Raw genomic sequence first — 18,022 nt, 5'->3', positions numbered from 1 at the left:
CGAAGGAGGACCCATGAGCCGCCGGCTGCGCGTCGAGGACCTCACCGACCTGGCCGTCCCATCTCATCCGGTGCTGTCGCCGGACGGGAGCCGGATCGCGTACGTGCTCCGGACGCTGGACGCGGCCGCCGACCGCGCCATCGATCGGCTGTGGCTGGCCGGCACGGACGGCGCCGCACCCCGGCGCCTCACCGCCGGTCCGGCCGACACCGCGCCGGCCTGGTCGCCGGACGGAAGCCGGATCGCGTTCCTCCGCGACGGTCAGGTGGCCGTGCTCGACGCCGGAGGAGGCGAGCCCGAACGGCTGACCCGCCTGCCGCTCGGAGCCGGGGCTCCGCACTGGAGCCCGGACGGCCGCCGGCTCGCCTTCACGGCGCCGGTCGACCCGACCGGCGGCGCGCGGGCGCCGATGGTCTCCGACGGCCTCGACTACCAGGCGGACGGGGAGGGGATGCGCGGCCCGGTGCGCCGGCAACTGCACGTCCTGGACCTGGACGGCGGCGGGATCCGCCAGGTCACCGACGGACCGGAGAGCGCCGGCGCCCCGGCCTGGTCGCCGGACGGCACCGTCCTCGCCTTCACCCGCAGGGCCGGCGCCGACAGCGACCTGCGCCACCGCACGCCGGTCCACCTGCTGGAGGTGGACGCACCGCACGCACGGCCACGCGTGCTCGCCTTCGCCGACGGGGTCGCCGCCACCGTCGGCTGGGTCGCCGACGGCTCGGCACTGCTCGTGGTCGGCTGGTCCGGCGACCCGGCCGGGCACGCCCGCCTGTACCGCGTCGACGCGGCCGGCGGCGAGGCCACCGACCTGTCGGGCGCGCTCGACCGCAACGTGATGCCCGGCGCTCCCGCCTATCCCGGCAGTCTGCCACGGGAACACGAGGGCCGGGTCGTGTTCTGCCTGCGCGACCACGGCTGCACCCACCTGTGGTCGGTCACGACCGGGGGCGATGACGCGCGCCCGGTCGTCGCCGGGGCGGGCCGGGTCGTCTCGGGGCTGTCGACCGGTGGCGGCCGCGCGGCGTTCGCGCTCACCACCCCCACGTCATTCGGTGAGATCGCGGTCGTGGACCTGGCGACCGGGGCCGAGACCGTGCTGACCGACCATGGCGCCGCGCTCGCCGACGTCGACCTGTACCCCCGCGAAGAGCGCTGGTTCACCATCTCCGACGGAACCGCGGTGCAGGCATGGCTGATGCACGATCCCACACGCAAGGGCCCGCGGCCGCTGCTTCTCGACGTGCACGGCGGCCCGCACAACGCGTGGAACGCGGCGGCGGACGAGATCCACTTCTACCACCAAGAGCTGGTCGCCCGCGGCTGGGCGGTGCTGCTGGTCAATCCGCGGGGCAGCGACGGGTACGGCGAGGAGTTCTACGACGGCGTCCGCGGCGGCTGGGGCGTCAAGGACGCGGCCGACTTCCTCGAACCGCTCGACCGGCTCGTCGCCGAGGGATTCGCGGATCCGGACCGGCTCGCGGTGGCGGGCTACAGCTACGGCGGCTTCATGACCTGCTGGCTGACCGGCCACGACGACCGGTTCGCGGCGGCCGTCGCCGGCGGCACGGTCAGCGACCTGGTGAGCATGGGCGGCTCCAGCGACGACTGCCACTTCCTCAGCACGTACGAACTCGACGGCGCCCCGTGGGAGAAGCCCGCGGAGTACGCCGCGATGTCACCGCTGACCCGCGTGGCCGGCGTCCGCACACCGACCCTGCTGCTGCACGGCGCCGCCGACCTGACCTGTCCGCTCGGGCAGGCGCAGCAGTGGCACACCGCGCTGCGCGAGCGGGGCGTCCCGACCCGGCTGGTCGTCTACCCGGACGCGTCGCACGTCTTCATCCTCCTCGGCCCGCCCTCGCAGCGGCTCGATTTCAACCACCGTGTACTGGACTGGCTCGAACAGCACACCCGCCGGGCGGGGCGTGCGCGCATCGACGGCGCCCACTGGCAGCGGCGGCTGGCCCGGCTCGCCGAGCGGCACGACGTACCCGGCGCGCAACTGGGCATCCTCCGCATCGGGGAGGACGACGACGAGCTGGTCGAGGCCGCGCACGGCGTCCTGCACGTCCGCACCGGCGCACCGGTCGCCACCGACTCGCTGTTCCAGATCGGCTCGATCACCAAGGTCTGGACCGCGACCGTGGCCATGGCCCTGGTCGACGAGGGGTTGCTCGCGCTGGACACGCCGGTCGCCGAGGTCCTGCCCGAGCTGCGGCTCGCCAGTTCCGAGGTCACCAAGTCGGTCACGCTGCGGCATCTGCTCACCCACACCAGCGGCATCGACGGTGACGTGTTCACCGACACCGGCCGCGGCGACGACTGCCTGGAGAAGTACGTCGACGTGCTCGGCGAGGCCGGGCAGAACCACCCGCTGGGCGCCACCTTCTCCTACTGCAACTCCGGCTACGTGCTGCTGGGCCGGGTGATCGAGAAGGTCACCGGGCAGACCTGGGACCAGGCGCTGCGAGACCGGCTCTGCACCCCGCTGGGCCTGACGCACACGGTGACCCTGCCCGAGGAGGCGCTGCTCTTCTCCACCGCGGTCGGCCACGAAGAGCGCGACGGCAGGCCCGACACGGTGCCCGCCTGGATGCTGCCCCGGTCGATCGGCCCGGCAGGGCTGATCGACTCGACCGTCGCCGACGTCCTGGCGTTCGCGCGCCTGCACCTGACCGGCGGCCTCGCGGCCGACGGAACGCGGATCCTCAGCGAGGAGAGTGCCGCCGCCATGGCCGCGCACCAGGCCGACCTGCCCGACAAAGAGGTCCTCGGCGACTCCTGGGGCCTCGGCTGGATCCGGTTCGGCTGGGACGGGCACCGCCTGATCGGCCACGACGGCAACACTCTCGGCCAGACGGCGTTCCTGCGAGTGCTCCCCGACCAGGGCCTCGCCGTCGTCCTGCTCACCAACGGCGGCCGCCCCCGCGACCTCTTCCAGGACCTGTACCGGGAGATCTTCGCCGAGGTCGCCGGCATCACGATGCCGGAGCCGTTCGCGCCATCGCCCGAGCCGGTGACCGTGGACGTGACACCCTACGTCGGCGTCTACGAGCGGGCCGGCTTGCGGACGGACGTCGAGAACCGCCCGCAGGGACCCCTGCTCCGCACCACCATCACCGGCCCGCTCGCCGAGCTGGTACCCGACCCGGTCGAGGAGCACCCGCTGGTCCCGGTCGGTCCCACCTTGTTCGCCGTCAAGTCGCCCGAGGCGGAGACCTGGGTGCCGGTCACCTTCTACGAGCTGCCGACCGGTGAGCAGTACCTGCACTTCGGCGTACGCGCCACCCCGAAGGTGGACCGGTGATCCACGACCTGCTCGCCGACGCGCGCGCCCTCATCGAGTGCGAGTCGCCCTCCACCGATCCGGCCGCCGTCGCACGCTCGGCCGAGGTCGTCGCCCGGGTCGGCACCGCCCGCCTCGGCGTCGCACCCGAGCGGATCGTGCTGGACGGATGTACCCACCTGCGCTGGCGACTCGGGGCCGGACCGTCCCGCGTGCTGCTGCTCGGCCACCACGACACGGTCTGGCCGCTCGGCACGCTGGCCGGCCACCCGTGCACCGTCGAGGACGGGATCCTCCGCGGACCCGGCTGCTTCGACATGAAGGCCGGCCTGGCCATGGCGTTCCGCGCGGCCGCCGGGCTCGACGGCGTGACGCTGCTCGTGACCGGCGACGAGGAGATCGGCTCGCCCAGCTCCCGCGCGCTGATCGAGCGAGAGGCCAGGGCGGTGACGGCCGCCCTGGTGTTCGAGGCGTCCGCCGACGGCGGTGCCCTCAAGACCGAGCGCAAGGGCGCCGCGCGATACGAGATCCGCGTGGCCGGGCGTGCCGCCCACGCCGGGCTCGAGCCGGAGCGGGGCGTGAACGCCACGGTGCAACTCGCCCACCAGGTGCTGGCCGTCAGCGTGCTCGCCGACCGGGAGGCCGGGACCACGGTCACGCCCACCGTCGCCCGCGCCGGAACCACCGCCAACACCGTCCCTGCCGACGGCGCGTTCGCCGTTGACGTAAGGGCCAGGACCGTGGCGGAACAGGAACGGGTCGACCGGGCGCTCCGCGCTCTGGGGCCCACGGTGCCCGGCGCGCGCGTCGAGACGATTCCCGGCCCGAGCCGCCCTCCCCTTGAGGCCGCGGCCTCGGCACCGCTCTATGGGTTGCTGTGCCGGATCGCCGGGGAGCTGGGACTGCCCGGGCCGTCCCAGGCCGCCGTCGGTGGCGCATCCGACGGGAACCTCACCGCCGGCGTCGGCACGCCCACCCTGGACGGCCTCGGCGCGGTCGGCGGCGGCGCCCATGCCGCCGACGAGCACGTCCTGGTCGAGGAGATGCCCGCGCGGACCGCGCTGGTGCGCGCGCTGGTCGAACGGCTGGTGGCCGCCGCACCGGATCCACTCGCCACGTCCACCGCGGCACGGCCGTGACCGCCGACGAGCTGAGGAGCAGGAGCGCCGTGACCGAGCGGAGCGAGAGAACCGACAGCCCCGGCACCGTGGTCACGGGGCTGGCGAAGGAGACCCGGTGACCGATATCAGCGTCGCGAACGCGGAGCCGGTGCTGGTCTCCGCGGCCCTGGCCGCGGAGACCGCGGCCAGTGCGGCCGGCGTCTCCGTGCGCGAACTCACCGACATCACCGAGCTCGCCGACGTGGTCAGCCTGTTCGCCGCCATCTGGGGCCGGTCGGACAACCCGCCGGTGACCATCGAACTGCTGCGCGCCTTCGCCAAAGCCGGCAACTACGTGGTGGGCGCGTTCGACGGCGACCGGCTGATCGGCGCCTGCGTGGGCTTCTTCGCTCCGGCGGGCGGCGTCCTCCACAGCCACATCGCCGGTGTCTCGGCGGACGCCACCGGCCGCAGTGTCGGTTTCGCGCTCAAACAGCACCAGCGGGCCTGGGCGTTGCTGCGCGATGTCGACGAGATCGCCTGGACGTTCGACCCGCTGGTGGCCAGGAACGCCTACTTCAACCTCGTGAAGCTGGCCGCGCGGCCGGTGGAGTACCTGCCGAACTTCTACGGCCCGATGGTCGACGCCATCAACAGCGACGGAGAGACCGACCGGCTCCTGGTGCGCTGGCGGCTCCGCGACGACGCGGTGGCCGTCGCCTGTCTCGGGGGTGGTGCCGGCGAGGTGGCCGCGGACGAGCTGAAGGCGGGCGCCGTGGTCGCGCTGGACATCGCCGAGGACGGCGGCCCGGTGCCCGGCAGGCTCGACGGCGCGACCTCACTCGTCGCCGTGCCCTGGGACATCACGGCACTCCGCGCGAACGAACCGGAGCTGGCACGGCGCTGGCGGCTCGCCGTCCGCGGGGCGCTCATCGGCCTGGCCGAGCGCGGTGGGCGGATCGACGGCTTCGACCGCACGGGCTGGTACATCGTACGGAGTGAATCGTGAAACTCACCGACGTCGAACTGCGACGGATCTCCATGCCCCTAGTGGCGCCGTTCCGCACCTCGTTCGGCACCGAGAGCGCCCGCGACATCCTGCTCGTGCGCGCGATCGCTGAAGACGCCGAAGGCTGGGGCGAGTGCGCGGCGATGACCGGTCCCCGCTACTCCTCCGAGTACGTCGACGCGGCGGCGGACGTGCTGCGCCGGTTCCTCGTTCCCGCGGTGATGGCGGCCGGGTCGCCGGCGGCCCACTCCGTCGCGGAGGTCCTCGCGCCTTTCAAGGGCCACCGCATGGCCAAGGCGGCGCTCGAGATGGCGGTGCTGGACGCCGAACTGCGCGCCGAGGGCCGCTCGTTCGGCCGGGAGCTCGGCTCCGTGCGCGAACGGGTCCCGTGCGGTGTCTCGGTCGGGATCATGAACAGCGTTCCCGAGCTCCTCGACGCCGTCGGCGGTTACCTCGCCGAGGGCTACGTCCGCGTCAAACTCAAGATCGAGCCCGGCTGGGACGTCGAACCGGTTCGCGCGGTCCGCGAGCGGTACGGCGACGACCTGCTGCTCCAGGTGGACGCCAACACGGCGTACACCCTGGCCGACGCGCGGCACCTGGCCCGGCTGGACCCCTTCGACCTGCTCCTGATCGAGCAGCCGCTGGACGAGGAGGACATGCTCGGCCACGCGGACCTGGCCGGGCGGATCCGGACACCGATCTGCCTGGACGAGTCCATCACCTCGGCCCGCGACGCCGCGGCCGCGATCCGGCTGGGCGCCTGCCAGGTGGTGAACATCAAGCCGGGGCGGGTCGGCGGATACCTGGAGGCCCGCCGGATCCACGACGTCTGCGTGGCGCACGGCGTCCCGGTGTGGTGCGGCGGGATGCTGGAGACCGGCCTCGGCCGGGCCGCCAACGTCGCGCTCGCCGCGCTGCCCGGGTTCACGCTGCCGGGCGACACCTCGGCTTCCGGCCGGTACTACGCGTCCGATATCACCCGGCCGTTCGTGCTCGACGAGGGCCACCTCGCCGTCCCCACCGGGCCCGGACTCGGCCTGGTGCCGGCGCCGGACCGGCTCGCCGAGGTCACCACCGCGACTGAACGGATCACCTGTTGAGCGGTCAGGCTGGATGACCGCCGTGGGGCGCGTCTACCGTGAGATCGTGCAGCACTCGGTCACCGCGGGCCCACGCGCGAATCTCAGCCGGGTCGTCGCCGACCTGGGCGCTACCCTGCTCGAACTCGTGCACGGCGACCCCGACCGTCCGGGAGAGATCAGCGCGGTCGTGTTCCACGACCCGCTCGACCAGCCGGTGCTGCCCTCCCACGCGCTGGTGCTCGGTGTCGGAGTCGAGGCTCCCGGCCGTGTCGCCGCCCTTCTGCGTACGCTGGGGCGCCAGAACGCGGCCGCGCTCGTCCTCCGCGAGCCGGTCCCGCTCACCGACGCGGTACGGGCCGCCGCCGACGAGGCGTCGGTCGCCGTGCTCGGCCTGCGCCGCGGCGCCCCGTGGGGCCACCTCAGCGAGATGCTCCGGTCCCTGCTCAACCAGGGCGCGGCCGCCGGTCCCGCCGAGGAGGAGTCACTCGGCGGGCTGCCCGCGGGCGACCTGTTCGCGGTCGCCAACGCCATCGCGGCGCTGCTGGACGCACCGGTCACCATCGAGGACCGCAACTCCCGCGTGCTCGCCTTCTCCGGCCGCCAGGACGAGGCCGACCCCTCCCGCGTCGAGACCATCCTCGGCCGCCAGGTGCCGGAGCGGTACGCGCGCATCCTGCACGAGCGCGGGATCTTCCGGGATCTGCTCCGCAGCGACCAGACCGTCTTCATCGAACCCATCGCCGACGGGGCGGGCGGCTACACGCTGCCACGCGTCGCCGTCTCCGTGCGTGCGGGCGATGAGGTGCTCGGTTCCGTCTGGGCGGCGATACCCGAACCCCTCAGCGACGAGCGCGACGAGGCGCTGCGCGAGTCGGCCAAGCTGGTCGCCCTGCACATGCTCAGGGTCCGCGCCGGCGCCGACGTGCAGCGGCGGATGCGGGCCGACCTGCTGAGCACCGCGCTCGAAGGCGGCGTCGGCGCGGGTGAGGCGCTCGAACGGCTCGGCCTGTCGGGCCAGCCGCTGCTGGTCCTGGGCGTGACTCTCGACGAACGCGGCCTGCACTCCACCGACAGCGCCACCGTGGTCCACGACCGGCAGTCGCTCAACGACGCGTTCGCCCTGCACCTGTCCGCGATCCACCCCCGGTCCACGGCGGCGGCGATCGGCGCGGTCACCTACGGGCTGGTGCCCCTGACCGGCCCCCCGGACAAGGCGGAGACCGGCGCGGTGCGGATCCTCCAGGACTTCCTGGACCGGGTGGGCGACCGGCTGCCGCCGATCAGCGCGGTGGGCCCGATGGCGCTCGACCTGTCCGGTGTGGCCCACAGCCGATCCTGCGTCGACCGGGTTCTGCGGGTGCTCCGCGAGGGACGCCTCCATCGGCGGATCGGCCGTTTCGACGAGCTGCAGGGCGAAGCGCTGATCTCGGAGCTGCGCGACCTCACCAGGGCCCGGGGCGAGAAGCCGGCGGGAGCGCTGGCGCGGCTGATCGACTACGACCGCCGGCACCGCGGCAATCTCGTCCAGACCCTCCGCGCCTGGCTGCACGCCTTCGGCGACGTGGCCGCGGCCGCCGAATCGGTCGCCGTCCATCAGAACACCTTCCGCTACCGGCTCCGGCGGATCGCCGAGGTCGGCCAGTGTGATCTCGGCGACCCCGACCAGCGATTCGCCATGATGGTGCAACTCCAGGTCCTCCGCGTCAACACACCACCCGACGCCTGATCTCCGCCGACCGAGAGCGCCCGACGCCGATCGACGCGTCGCTCAGCAGCCTTCCTTCGGACATCGTCGACCTTTCGCGTGGTCAGGTGGGGAGGGTGGAGAGGGCCTTGGTGTAGAGGTGGGTCGGGTCGTTCGGGGCGGGGGTGTAGTAGCCCGGGAGCGGGGGGAGGTCGCGGGCGTGCGGGAGTAGGGCGTGGACGACGTCGGCGGCGCTGGTGGGGCGGGTGGACGGGTCTTCGGCGAGGAGGGTGTCGATGACGTGCGCCAGTGGTCCGGGGAGGTCGTCGCGGAATCCCGCGGGTCGCTCGGCCGGGTGACGGCCGGTGAGGAGTTCGTGGAGGACGCAGCCGGCCGAGTACAGGTCGGCGCGGGCGTCGGCGGCGGCGTAGCCGTCGAGTTCGGGGGCGATGTAGCGGGCGGAGCCGGGGGCCTCGCCGGGGCGGGTGATCGCGGAGAACTCGGCGGGGTCGAGGGCGGTGGCGACGCCGAAGTCGAGGATCCGCACGGTCCCGTCGGGGGCGAGGACGATGTTGGACGGGGTGAGGTCCCGGTGGATCAGCCCGGCGCCGTGCGCGGCGGCCAGGGCGGCGCAGAACTGCGCGCCGATCAGGGCGGCCCAGGGGACGGGGAGCGGGTCGTCGCCGCGTTCGGCGATGAGGTCGCGGAGGCTGACGGCGCCGGGGACGAGTTCCATGACGATGAACAGTTCGTCGTCGTGGGCGCCGAAATCGTACAGGGCGGGGATGCCGGGGTGGCGGAGGCGGGCGAGGATGCGGGCCTCGCGGTAGAAGCGGCGGCGGGCGGCGGAGCGGTCGGGCAGACCGGGACGGATGATCTTGATGGCGACCGTGCGGTTGAGGCGGTCGTCGGTGCCCTCCCAGATCTGCCCCATGCCGCCGACGCCGAGGGGCTTGCCGCGCGCGTAACGGCCGCCGATCTTCACCGGTGCCCCAGGAACGGGCTCGGTTCGCCGTGCCAGGTGACGTGGAGGGTGTCGCGGGCGCGGGTGGCGGCGACGAACAGCAGGGAGCGGGCGCGCTGGAGTTCCCGCCGGTAGCGGGCCGGGTCCGACTGCTCCCATCTGCGCAGGTAGGACTGCGGGACGAGACCGTCGGAGACACCCGCGACGATCACGTGCTGGTATTCGAGGCCCTTGAAGCGGTGCATGGTGCCGATGTGGACGACGTCGTCGACGCGGGGCCCGTCCGGCCCGATGGAGGCGGCGGGGATGCCCGCGCGGGCGAGGCGGGCCTCCATCTCGGCGACCATGGCGCGTTCCGGGACGCTGATCGCGATGGACGGCGAGGGCCCGTCGATCAGCTCGCTGACCGTGGCGGCGATGTAGTCCTGCTCGTCCTCCCAGGTCGGGGCGCCGTGCAGGACGGGCCGGGAGCCGCGCAGGACGGAGCGGTAGCCGCCGAGCTCGTCGGTCTCGCCGTCGAGGTCGTCCCAGGACTCCTCGCCGAGGAGCCGGACGGCGGAGCCGAGGATCTCGTGCGTGGTGCGGTAGCTGAGGGTGAGCCGGGAGGAGCGGCGCCCCCGGATGTTGATGCCGAGGACGCTCAGCGAGACGTAGTTGTCGTAGAGCCGCTGGTGGACGTCGCCGACGAGGAAGATGTCGTCGGGGCCTTCGGGGACCATGGCGCGGAGCATCTTCCAGTGCGCGGCGGCGAGGTCCTGGGCCTCGTCGACGACGATGTGGGAGTAGCGCGGGCGCATCCGGGCGACGGAGGCGTCCTCGCGGTGGATGTTGAGGCCGCCTTCCCGGTGCCGGCGCATCTTCTCGGCGCGTTCCTGTTCGAGGCGGGCGGCGTGCTCGGCGACCTGCCGGTAGGTCCACAGGTTCTTCTCGTCGAGGCGGAGCCGGAACTTCTCGACGAGCCGCCAGATCTCGGCGCGCTGGGCGCGGCCGATGCTGCGTCCGCGTCCGGGGCGGCGGGTGCGGAAGTAGTCGGCGCGGGAGTTGCCGGACATGCCGAGGATGACGTGGGTCCATTCGGCGTGCAGGAACTCGGGGTCCCAGCGGGTCTCGCCGAGTTCCAGGAGCAGGTCGCGCCATTCCCGGACGGCTTTGGCGTCGTCGATCCAGCGGCGTTTGCCGCCGGGTTCGGCGCGGGCGACGACGTCGGCGGCGAGCTTGTCGATGTTGACGATCTCGACGCGGGACGCGGTTTCGGGGCCGCCGAGTTCGAGGAGGCGTTTGCGGAGGTCGGCGGCGAGGTTCTTGTTGTAGGTGGTGAGCAGGACGGGCTTGTCGTCGCCGGGCGGGAGCCGGTCGACGAGGTGCTTGACGCGGTGGAGCGCGACGATGGTCTTGCCGGTGCCGGGGCCGCCGCTGACGCGGGCGGAGCCCTTGTAGGCGCGCTCGACGAGCTTGCGCTGGCTCGGATGGAGGAACACCTTCCAGCGGCCGAAGTCGTCTTCGAGGACGGCCTGCAGTTCGGTGTCGGACGTGGTGACGCGGGTGGCGGGGCGGCTGAGGGCGGTGGCGTAGTCCTCGGTGTCGACGTCGTCCTCGGCCTGGACCGGCGTGGTGATCTTGTCGAGGACCTCGTCGAACGTCCCGCCGAAGTACAGTTCGAGCAGCACTTCCTCGGTGAGGGCCGGGGCGAGTTCGGTGAGGCCGAGCAGCTCCTCCTCGGTGGTGATCTTCCTGATCAGGGGGAGCAGGGCGGCGGCGACGCCGAGTTGCAGGAGCTGGTCGTCGGTGAACCCGCCGAACAGCGGCGGCGCCTCGGCGGGTTCCGCCGGCGCGGCCGGTTCCGCGGGCGCGGGCTCGCGGGTGACCGGTGGCGGCGCGGGCGCGGCGCGGGGGGTGGAGACGTTCTCCTCGACGCTGACGAGGTCGACGAACTCGATCCCGCCCGTCACATCGTTGATCTTGTACTGGTAGCGGTCGAGGTTGTCGTAGACGTCCTTGCGGTGCCGGACGGCGACGAGGATGTAGTCGCGGTTGCCGGCGTGCAGGAGCAGCGCCCGGTAGTCGGCGCTGATCCGGGCGGAGTACAGCCGGTCGTGGCCCTGGAGCTGCTTGAGCCGCAGGCCGCGCGCGTCGGGGTTCTTGCGGAAGTCGTGCTGGAATTCGTAGATCGCGCCTTTGACGACGCGCGGCAGCTTCTGGATCTCCTTGTCGGCCTTGTCGAGCAGCCGCAGCGTGGCCTCGCCCTGCGTGGTCATGAATTCGCCGCCTTGGTTCGTTCCGCCAGTTCGTCACAGTCCCACCAGGCCGCCGAGCGGGTCTCCCAGCCGGCCTTCGCGTAGGCGTGGTAGCGGCCGGTGGCCTCGTCGTCGTTGCCCGCGAGGACGACGGCGACCTTGGCGTCCGGCCAGGCCAGTTCGGCCTGCCACGCCTGTTCGCCCAGCTCGTAGCCGACCTCGGGGGCGGGGGCGCCGTGCGCCATCAGGCAGCGCGCGAGGTCGGCGAGCTGCGGTTCGTCGGGGTCGAGGAGGTCGAGCGCCTCGGCCCAGGCGGGGTCCGGCGCGGCCGCGCCGGGCGGCGGGGGCGCCTCGGCGTCCGCAGGGACCGGCGGCGGGCTCGGCTGGCGCGGGCTCGCGTGCGGGATCGGCTGGTGCGGGTCCGGCCTGGGAGGTTCGGGTTCCGGCCGACCTTCCGGGACGCTGCCGGGCGGCAGGTCGTCGGGGTCGAGCGGCAGCAGGCCGAGCGTCGACAGCAGGCCCGCACCACCCGTGACGGCGAGCGCGGCGGGGTCGAACCCGGAGAGGTCGGTGTGGGCGAGTTGGACACCGTCGCCCTCCCCGTACGACAGGAACTGCAGGAGGTTGCCCCAGTACAGCCAGGCGTGCCAGCGGCGGCGGTGGGCGTCCTCGTCGGCGGTGATCGCGGCGGTCCGGTCGTCGATGACGGCGAGGGCCGTCCAGGCGCGCGTCCGGGCGTTCGCGACGACGGTGACGGGGCAGCCGGAGGCGTCCTCGGTGCGGACGAGCATCAGGTCGCCGGGCGGCGGTTCGGGCAGGGCGTCGTCGCCGCGGACGGCGGCGGTGAGCAGGTCGCCGATCCCGCCGGGCGAGGCGCGCCGCATCTCGGCGCCGGGCATCACGAGGCCGGTCGCGGCCGCTTCGGCACGGCGCCGCCAGCGGTCGGCGTCGGGGTCGGACAGGAAGGCCAGCAGCGTCTGGATCGGGTTGGCCCAGATCAGGTCGGCCAGCTCGGCCGGGTCGCCGCCGCCGTGGAGGTAGCCCTCGCGGGCCCGTCCCTGGGCGATGCCCTGGTACGGGACCCACGCGGGCGACTCTGGGAACAGGCCTCTCTCCCAGTGCTCGACGTCGTCCCAGGTGATCTGGAAGACCACGCGGCCGTGGGCGCGGAGACGGGCGCGTTTGGCGGCGTCGCCGGCGAGCCGGTTGGCGTGCGGGGCGGCGTGGTAGTTGTAGCCGTCGAGGTAGACGGCGACTTCCAGGGGCGCCCCGTCCAGCCGTTTGAAGTAGATGTCGGGCCGGGTCTCCTTGATGGTGTTCTGCAGGATGACCTGCCAGTGGACGACGTCGTCCCCGGAGGTGATGCGCAGGTCGGCGGTGCGCCGGTCGTTGAGCCGGGGGCCGGAGCTGAGGGCGCGGCCGCTTCCGGGCTTGCGCGCCCACCGCATCAACGCGTCGAGGAACCGGGCCTCCAGTTCGCTTTCGACCTGGTTGACGAGGGAGATGTCGTCGGTACTGGCGACGGACGCGGTCTCCCAGTCCTCCAGGAGTTCGGCGAGCATCTCGACGGCGAGGCCGCGGTCGGCCTTGTCGAACTCCTCGCCCCGGACGTGGCGGAGCAGGCAGCGGTGGCAGGCCGCCTTGCCCTCCTCGTTGGCGCACGGGCAGTGGAACACGACCTCGTACGCCTCGTGCAGCACTTCGCGGAAGCCCGCCTCGGTGGACATGCGGTGCAGGTAGCCGGTGCCGCCGGGCAGCGTGTCGTGCAGGACGAGGAACCGCCGCCGGTGGCCGCTGTGGTGCAGGTGGTCGGGCATGGTGGCGGTGACGATCCGCAGGTGGGCGGGGTCACCGCCGTACCTGCGGGCGATCCCGGCCATCAGCGCGGCCTCGAACGTGACGGTCCGCTCGGGGATCATCGTGGTGGCGATGGGGACGAGGATCCGCAGGGCCTCGGTGCGCAGCTCATGGGCGAGGATCAGCGGTTCGTGCTCGACGTCGCCGCCGCGCCGCTGCGGGCACCAGGGGCGGTGGTGGCTGCGGGACGCGTCGTATCCGGAGGTGGTGCCGGTGGGCCTCCCGTCCCCGTCGGGCGGGCCGCCGGAGGTGGCGCCGCCGCACGTCCGGCACACGTGGAACGGGTTCAGCCGCCGCAGGTCCCCGGCGAAGGGGTCGCCGGCGGGGCGGTCCATGCGCAGCGACCCGAGGTTGAAGCGGCGGATCACGGCGCGGCGGGTGAAGTCGACGCCGAACACGCGTCTGGCGTGCCGCCAGGCGCCGGGCGCGATCTCGTCGCGGGGGATGTCGACGGCGACGGCGGTCTCGTAGTAGCGGCGCTGCCGGTCGTCGTGGTCGTCGCGGATGCGGGCGTCGTCGCGCAGGTCGTGGGCGGTGACGCGGGTGGGGATGAGGACGGTGTGCAGGCCGCTTCTGTCGCCGATGCGCTCGTTGCCGCAGCGGGGGCAGGGGCCGTGGTCCTCGGCGGCGGCGGTGGTGCGGACGTAACCGCATTCCTGGCAGACGCGCCACTGCCGGTAGGCGGGGCGCTGCGGGGTGCCGATGTCGAGTCCGGTGATCTCGTGCCGGTAGCCGCGGATGTAGAAGTGGTTGCCGGGGGCGAGTTCGGTGAGGGCGGTGGACGCGGACCGCTCGTATTCGCGGAGTTCGCTGGAGAAGCGGCGGTCGCCGCGCGCCCTGTTCGTTCGCTGCCCGCCGGTCCGCTGCCGGTCGGCGGGCGCGGGCGCCTCGCCGGCCTCGTCGCCGACGCGCTCCTCCCAGGTGAGGGTGGCCTCCAGTGCGGTGGAGGTGTCGATGAGCGAGTAGTTGGGCAGCAGCCCGAGTTCGACGAGGGTGCCGTGGGCGCCGCCGCGTCCGATCTCGGCGATGCGGGCCTGGACGGCGCGGCGTTCGGCGCGCAGCTCGCCGCGGCGGTTCCGCTGCTGCAGATCCGAGTCGATCATCGCGGCGATGGCGGCGTCGATGACGTCCAGGCGGGCGCGCAGGTCGGCGAGCCGCTCGTCCCAGACGCGGGTCGCGGCGGCGATGCCCTCCTTCAGTCCGGTGACGGCGAAGTCGCGCAGCCGCCGGGCGGCCTCCTCGGTGACGCCGGTCTCGGGGTCGCCTTGGGCGAACAGGGCGAGGAACCCGCCGGCGAGGGCGTCGCCTTCGGCGAGGACGGCGTCCTGGAACGCGGTCAGCCATCCGGACTCGCCGAACAGCGCGGACGCGAGGCGCGGCATCGGGGGCAGCCCGTCGAAGCGTTCGCGGGCGGCGAGGTCGGCGAGGTGCGCGACGTACTGGCGCTGGAGGATCTCGACGGCGGACAGGTGGCAGCCGGGCGGGACGATGTCGCCCGCGATCATGTCGGTGGGGTCGGTCAGGTAGTACCGGTCGCGGGGGTTCCGCCCGATGAGCGTCAGCAGGAAGGCGTTGCCGGTCTTGCGTCCGGCGCGTCCCACCCGCTGGACGTAGCCGGCCGGTGAGCGCGGCAGCGACGCGAGGACGACGGCGGACAGGTCGCCGATGTCGATGCCGAGTTCCAGCGTCGGCGTGCACGCCAGAACGTTCGGGTCGCTGTAGCGGGCGCCGTCGCGGAACCTCCGCTCGACGTCCTCGCGCTGCGGCCGGGTGAGCTGGCCGGTGTGCTCGGCGGTGATGACGCTGAACGGGCGGGCGCTGCGGTAGAGGCGGCGGTAGTAGTCGTTCTCGTACAGGTCGCTGCGGCGCGTGTCGGTGTCTAGGTGTCCGGTGCAGCGGTAGCGGGGGCAGGGCGCCTCGACCCATTCGCGCAGGCTTTCGGGGTGAACGGTCTGCTGCCAGTTGCAGACGGGGCAGTAGACGCCGGCGTTCTCGACCTGGTCGTCGTCGAGTCCGCGGACCTGGACGTGGCCGGGCCGCAGCCCGAAGACGGGGGTGGCGCCGTCCCCGGCGGTGCGGCGCGCGATGACGTCCTCCTCGGTGAGGACGTTCAGCAGCCGGGACAGGTAGTGGCCGGACGCGCCGTGTTCGATGCCGAGGCAGCGGGCCGTCCAGTCCTGGAGCCAGCTGTGGCGCCCGGTGATGCCGTCGAACTCGCTGCGGTTCTTCGGCGCGCCGAGCACGAACCGCGGCGCGGACAGGCCGCGCGGGAACGCGGGCATCCCGTCGGGGCGCTTGCCCCAGATGGTCATGTACCGCTTGGTTCCGGCGCCGTCGATCCACGCGTCGAGCCAGTGGTGCTGGACGGCGCCGCGCATCCGCATGCGTTCCAGCAGCCCGCGCACGTACGCGACGTAGGTGTCGTGGCCGGGGAGGCCGGTGAGGGCGGCGGGTCCGGCGAGCTGGAGGTCGCGGGCCAGGCCGGCGATGCGGTCGATGTCGCGGACGGCGACCTCGGCGGCGACGGTGCGGGTGAGTTCCAGCGTGCGGCCCTGCCGGGAGCGGAGCCCGAACTCCAGGACGGACGCGAACGCGAGCCGTTCCCCGATCAGCGTCCAGGTCCGCGCGGACCCTTCGGATTCGCCGGCGAGGAGCGCGTCCACGTCGTCGCGGTCGTGCAGGTCGGGCGGCACCACCGAGGGGAGGTATTCGGGGACGCTGGCCTCCTTGACGGTGTCGGAGATCAGCTCGTGCAGCGGTTTCGGCCCGTCGGCGTCGTCCAGCTGGGACGCGAGGAGCAATCGAAGTGAGAACCCGAACGACCGGTTCGCGACGAACCCGGCGCGGTGCGCGGCGTCCTGCACCGAGTCGTTGAACAGGAGGGTCTTGCGTTCCTGCTTCTGGAGCTGGCCGCCGGTGAACAGTTCCGTCACCGCGACGGACGCGAGCGCGGCCAGCCCGGAGCCGAGGAACCGTGTGCCCTGTTCCATGCCGCAGGCGGGGCAGCGGTCGTTCTCGGCGTCCCGGTTGCTCTCCTTGCCGTGGGAAAGGTCGGCGAGGACGAACACGTCCCGGAAGTCGGCCTTGGCGGAGTTCTCCAGGTCCTTTTCCGGGTCCAGCGGCCGGACGTGCCGGCCGTTCGCCGCCAGCACGAGGACGTTCGGCCCGCCCTGCTCCCCCGCCGCCCGCGCCTCCACCTCGCGCCGCGTCGCGGTGATCAGCGGCCGGACGAGACGCTTCTCGGAGATGCCGGACCGGTAGATGCGGGCCGGTTCGGCGACGAGGTCGTGCGGGTCGCGTTCCGGGGAGATCGCCGCCCAGCCGGACCGCCCGCAGTGGCGGCAGTACACGGCGGGCAGCATCTCCCGTCCGCCGCCGGTGACGGTGGTCTCCGCGTCGAGTGGCGGAGGGGCCTCCCCGTACCAGGCGAACCCGGGCCGGGGGCCGACCGCGCGGAGCAGCCGCGTCACCGACCGCACCCACAGGTGCGTTTCGATGTGGAGGAAGGGGCGACCGGCGTCCTCTGGATCCCTTGCTTCGGACAGCAGGGCGACGAACCGCGCGAGAGCCGTCGCCGCGTGCACGGGGGACAGTCGTATCGCCGTGCCCCAGCTGTAGGCGCCTTTGCGCGGGAGGAGTTCGAGGATCTCCCCGAGCGTGTGCGGCTTCCCGTCGAGGACCTCCAGGACGGCGCTGGTGAGGATGTGCTGCCGGAGGACCTTGCCGAGTTCCTGCGGGGTGAGCGAGTCCCGTCCGGTGACGGCCTGCATGATCTGCGCCATGGCGCCGTCATCGCCGTGCGGGTCGGGAACGGACGCGAGTTCCTGCGGGTCGGGAAGGGGGAGGGTGTAGTCGATCCCGGCGTCTTCGATGAACTCGTCGGTGCTCTGCCGGTCCTCCCCGATCACCGAGTCGGGGCCGAAGGGAGTACCGAACACCGCCTCGGCGACCCGCCGGATCTCGGCTCCGTCCCCGCTCTCCCCCAGCGTCGCGCTCGTCGCGACCGGGCAGATCCCGCCGAGGGGCCTCCCGGGCTCGCTGTGCCCGAGCGCCGCCGCGAGGCGCCGCAGGAGCATCGCCACATCGGTGCCCTGCGCGCCGTCGTAGGTGTGGAACTCGTCCACGACGACGTAGGCGAGGTCGGCGTCCTCCCAGAGCGGGAGATCGTCGGCGCGCTGGAGGAGGAGGTCGAGCATCTTGTAGTTGGTGATGAGGATGTCGGGCCGCGACCGCCGGATCTCGCCCCGGTGCGTGTACACGCGCGGGTAGCCGGTCTCCGGGGTGTCGCCGATGTAGAGGCCCGCGGTGACGTCGCCGAGGCCGGGCTGCCGGAGGTAGTCGTCGAGCCGCTGGGCCTGGTCGGTGGCGAGCGCGTTCATCGGGTACAGCAGGACGGCCTTCACGCCCGTTTTTCCTTGAGCGCGTGCCCTGCGGCAGTGGTCGAGCACCGGGATCAGGAACGACTCGGTCTTGCCGGAGCCGGTCCCCGTCGTGATCAGCGTCGGCTGCGCCTGGTGATCGAACGTCGTCAGGCGCCGGAACGCGGCGGCCTGATGGCGGTACGGGACGAACCCGGCCGGCGCCCATTGCATAAGGTCCCGCCACCCGTCGCCCTCGACGCGGAAGGGGGTGCGGATGCGCAGGTAGGGGCCACGGAAGATGCCCTGCTCAGGATGGTTGAGGAAACGTTCCAAACCCTCGCGGACCTGCTCATCCGCCAGCGCGAACGTCGTCGTGAGGTACTGCGTCAGATTCCGCCGAACCTCATCGGCCGCCAACGTCGGCCTCATCCCGCGCCCC

At 73.1% G+C, this 18,022-nt stretch carries 8 protein-coding genes; 5 read left to right on the top strand and 3 right to left on the bottom strand.

Going from position 1 to position 18,022, the window contains the following annotated elements:
- Window positions 1-13: 13 nt before the first annotated feature.
- The 5 genes from BM339_RS08865 (at window position 14) to BM339_RS08845 (ending at window position 8,209) form a co-directional block, all read left to right on the top strand.
- Complete coding sequence (locus tag BM339_RS08865; protein ID WP_075020474.1) at window positions 14-3,310, top strand: serine hydrolase; 3,297 nt, start codon at window positions 14-16, stop codon at window positions 3,308-3,310.
- Window positions 3,307-4,428, top strand: a complete 1,122-nt coding sequence (locus tag BM339_RS08860) for a M20/M25/M40 family metallo-hydrolase (RefSeq protein WP_075020473.1) — start codon at window positions 3,307-3,309, stop codon at window positions 4,426-4,428. Before BM339_RS08865 ends, BM339_RS08860 begins: the two co-directional genes overlap by 4 nt.
- A 97-nt stretch (window positions 4,429-4,525) precedes the next feature.
- Window positions 4,526-5,398, top strand: a complete 873-nt coding sequence (locus BM339_RS08855; RefSeq protein WP_075020472.1) for a GNAT family N-acetyltransferase — start codon at window positions 4,526-4,528, stop codon at window positions 5,396-5,398.
- Window positions 5,395-6,501: an o-succinylbenzoate synthase gene (gene menC, locus BM339_RS08850; RefSeq protein ID WP_075020471.1), complete on the top strand. Its 1,107-nt coding sequence runs from the start codon at window positions 5,395-5,397 to the stop codon at window positions 6,499-6,501. The genes BM339_RS08855 and menC overlap by 4 nt, the downstream gene beginning before the upstream one ends.
- A gap of 46 nt (window positions 6,502-6,547) precedes the next feature.
- A complete protein-coding gene (locus tag BM339_RS08845) occupies window positions 6,548-8,209 on the top strand; it encodes a helix-turn-helix domain-containing protein (RefSeq protein ID WP_075020632.1) in 1,662 nt (553 codons plus the stop codon).
- Window positions 8,210-8,291: 82 nt separating this feature from the next.
- Here BM339_RS08845 and BM339_RS08840 read toward each other — a convergent pair whose 3' ends face one another.
- The 3 genes from BM339_RS08840 to BM339_RS08830 are packed head-to-tail and all read right to left on the bottom strand — an operon-like array spanning window position 8,292 to window position 18,012.
- Window positions 8,292-9,152, bottom strand: coding sequence for a serine/threonine-protein kinase (locus tag BM339_RS08840; RefSeq protein ID WP_075020470.1), 861 nt, complete (start codon window positions 9,150-9,152; stop codon window positions 8,292-8,294).
- A complete protein-coding gene (locus BM339_RS08835; protein WP_075020469.1) occupies window positions 9,149-11,386 on the bottom strand; it encodes a UvrD-helicase domain-containing protein in 2,238 nt (745 codons plus the stop codon). The genes BM339_RS08840 and BM339_RS08835 overlap by 4 nt, the downstream gene beginning before the upstream one ends.
- Window positions 11,383-18,012 carry a DEAD/DEAH box helicase gene (locus BM339_RS08830; RefSeq protein WP_075020468.1) on the bottom strand — a complete coding sequence of 2,210 codons (6,630 nt, stop codon included), beginning with the start codon at window positions 18,010-18,012 and terminating at the stop codon, window positions 11,383-11,385. Before BM339_RS08830 ends, BM339_RS08835 begins: the two co-directional genes overlap by 4 nt.
- Window positions 18,013-18,022: the final 10 nt, after the last annotated feature.

It is taken from the genome of Actinomadura madurae (genome assembly GCF_900115095.1).
In the GTDB taxonomy this organism is placed as follows: domain Bacteria; phylum Actinomycetota; class Actinomycetes; order Streptosporangiales; family Streptosporangiaceae; genus Spirillospora; species Spirillospora madurae.
Note: the sequence above shows the minus strand (reverse complement) of the source record. Positions and strands in the feature narration are given on the sequence as shown.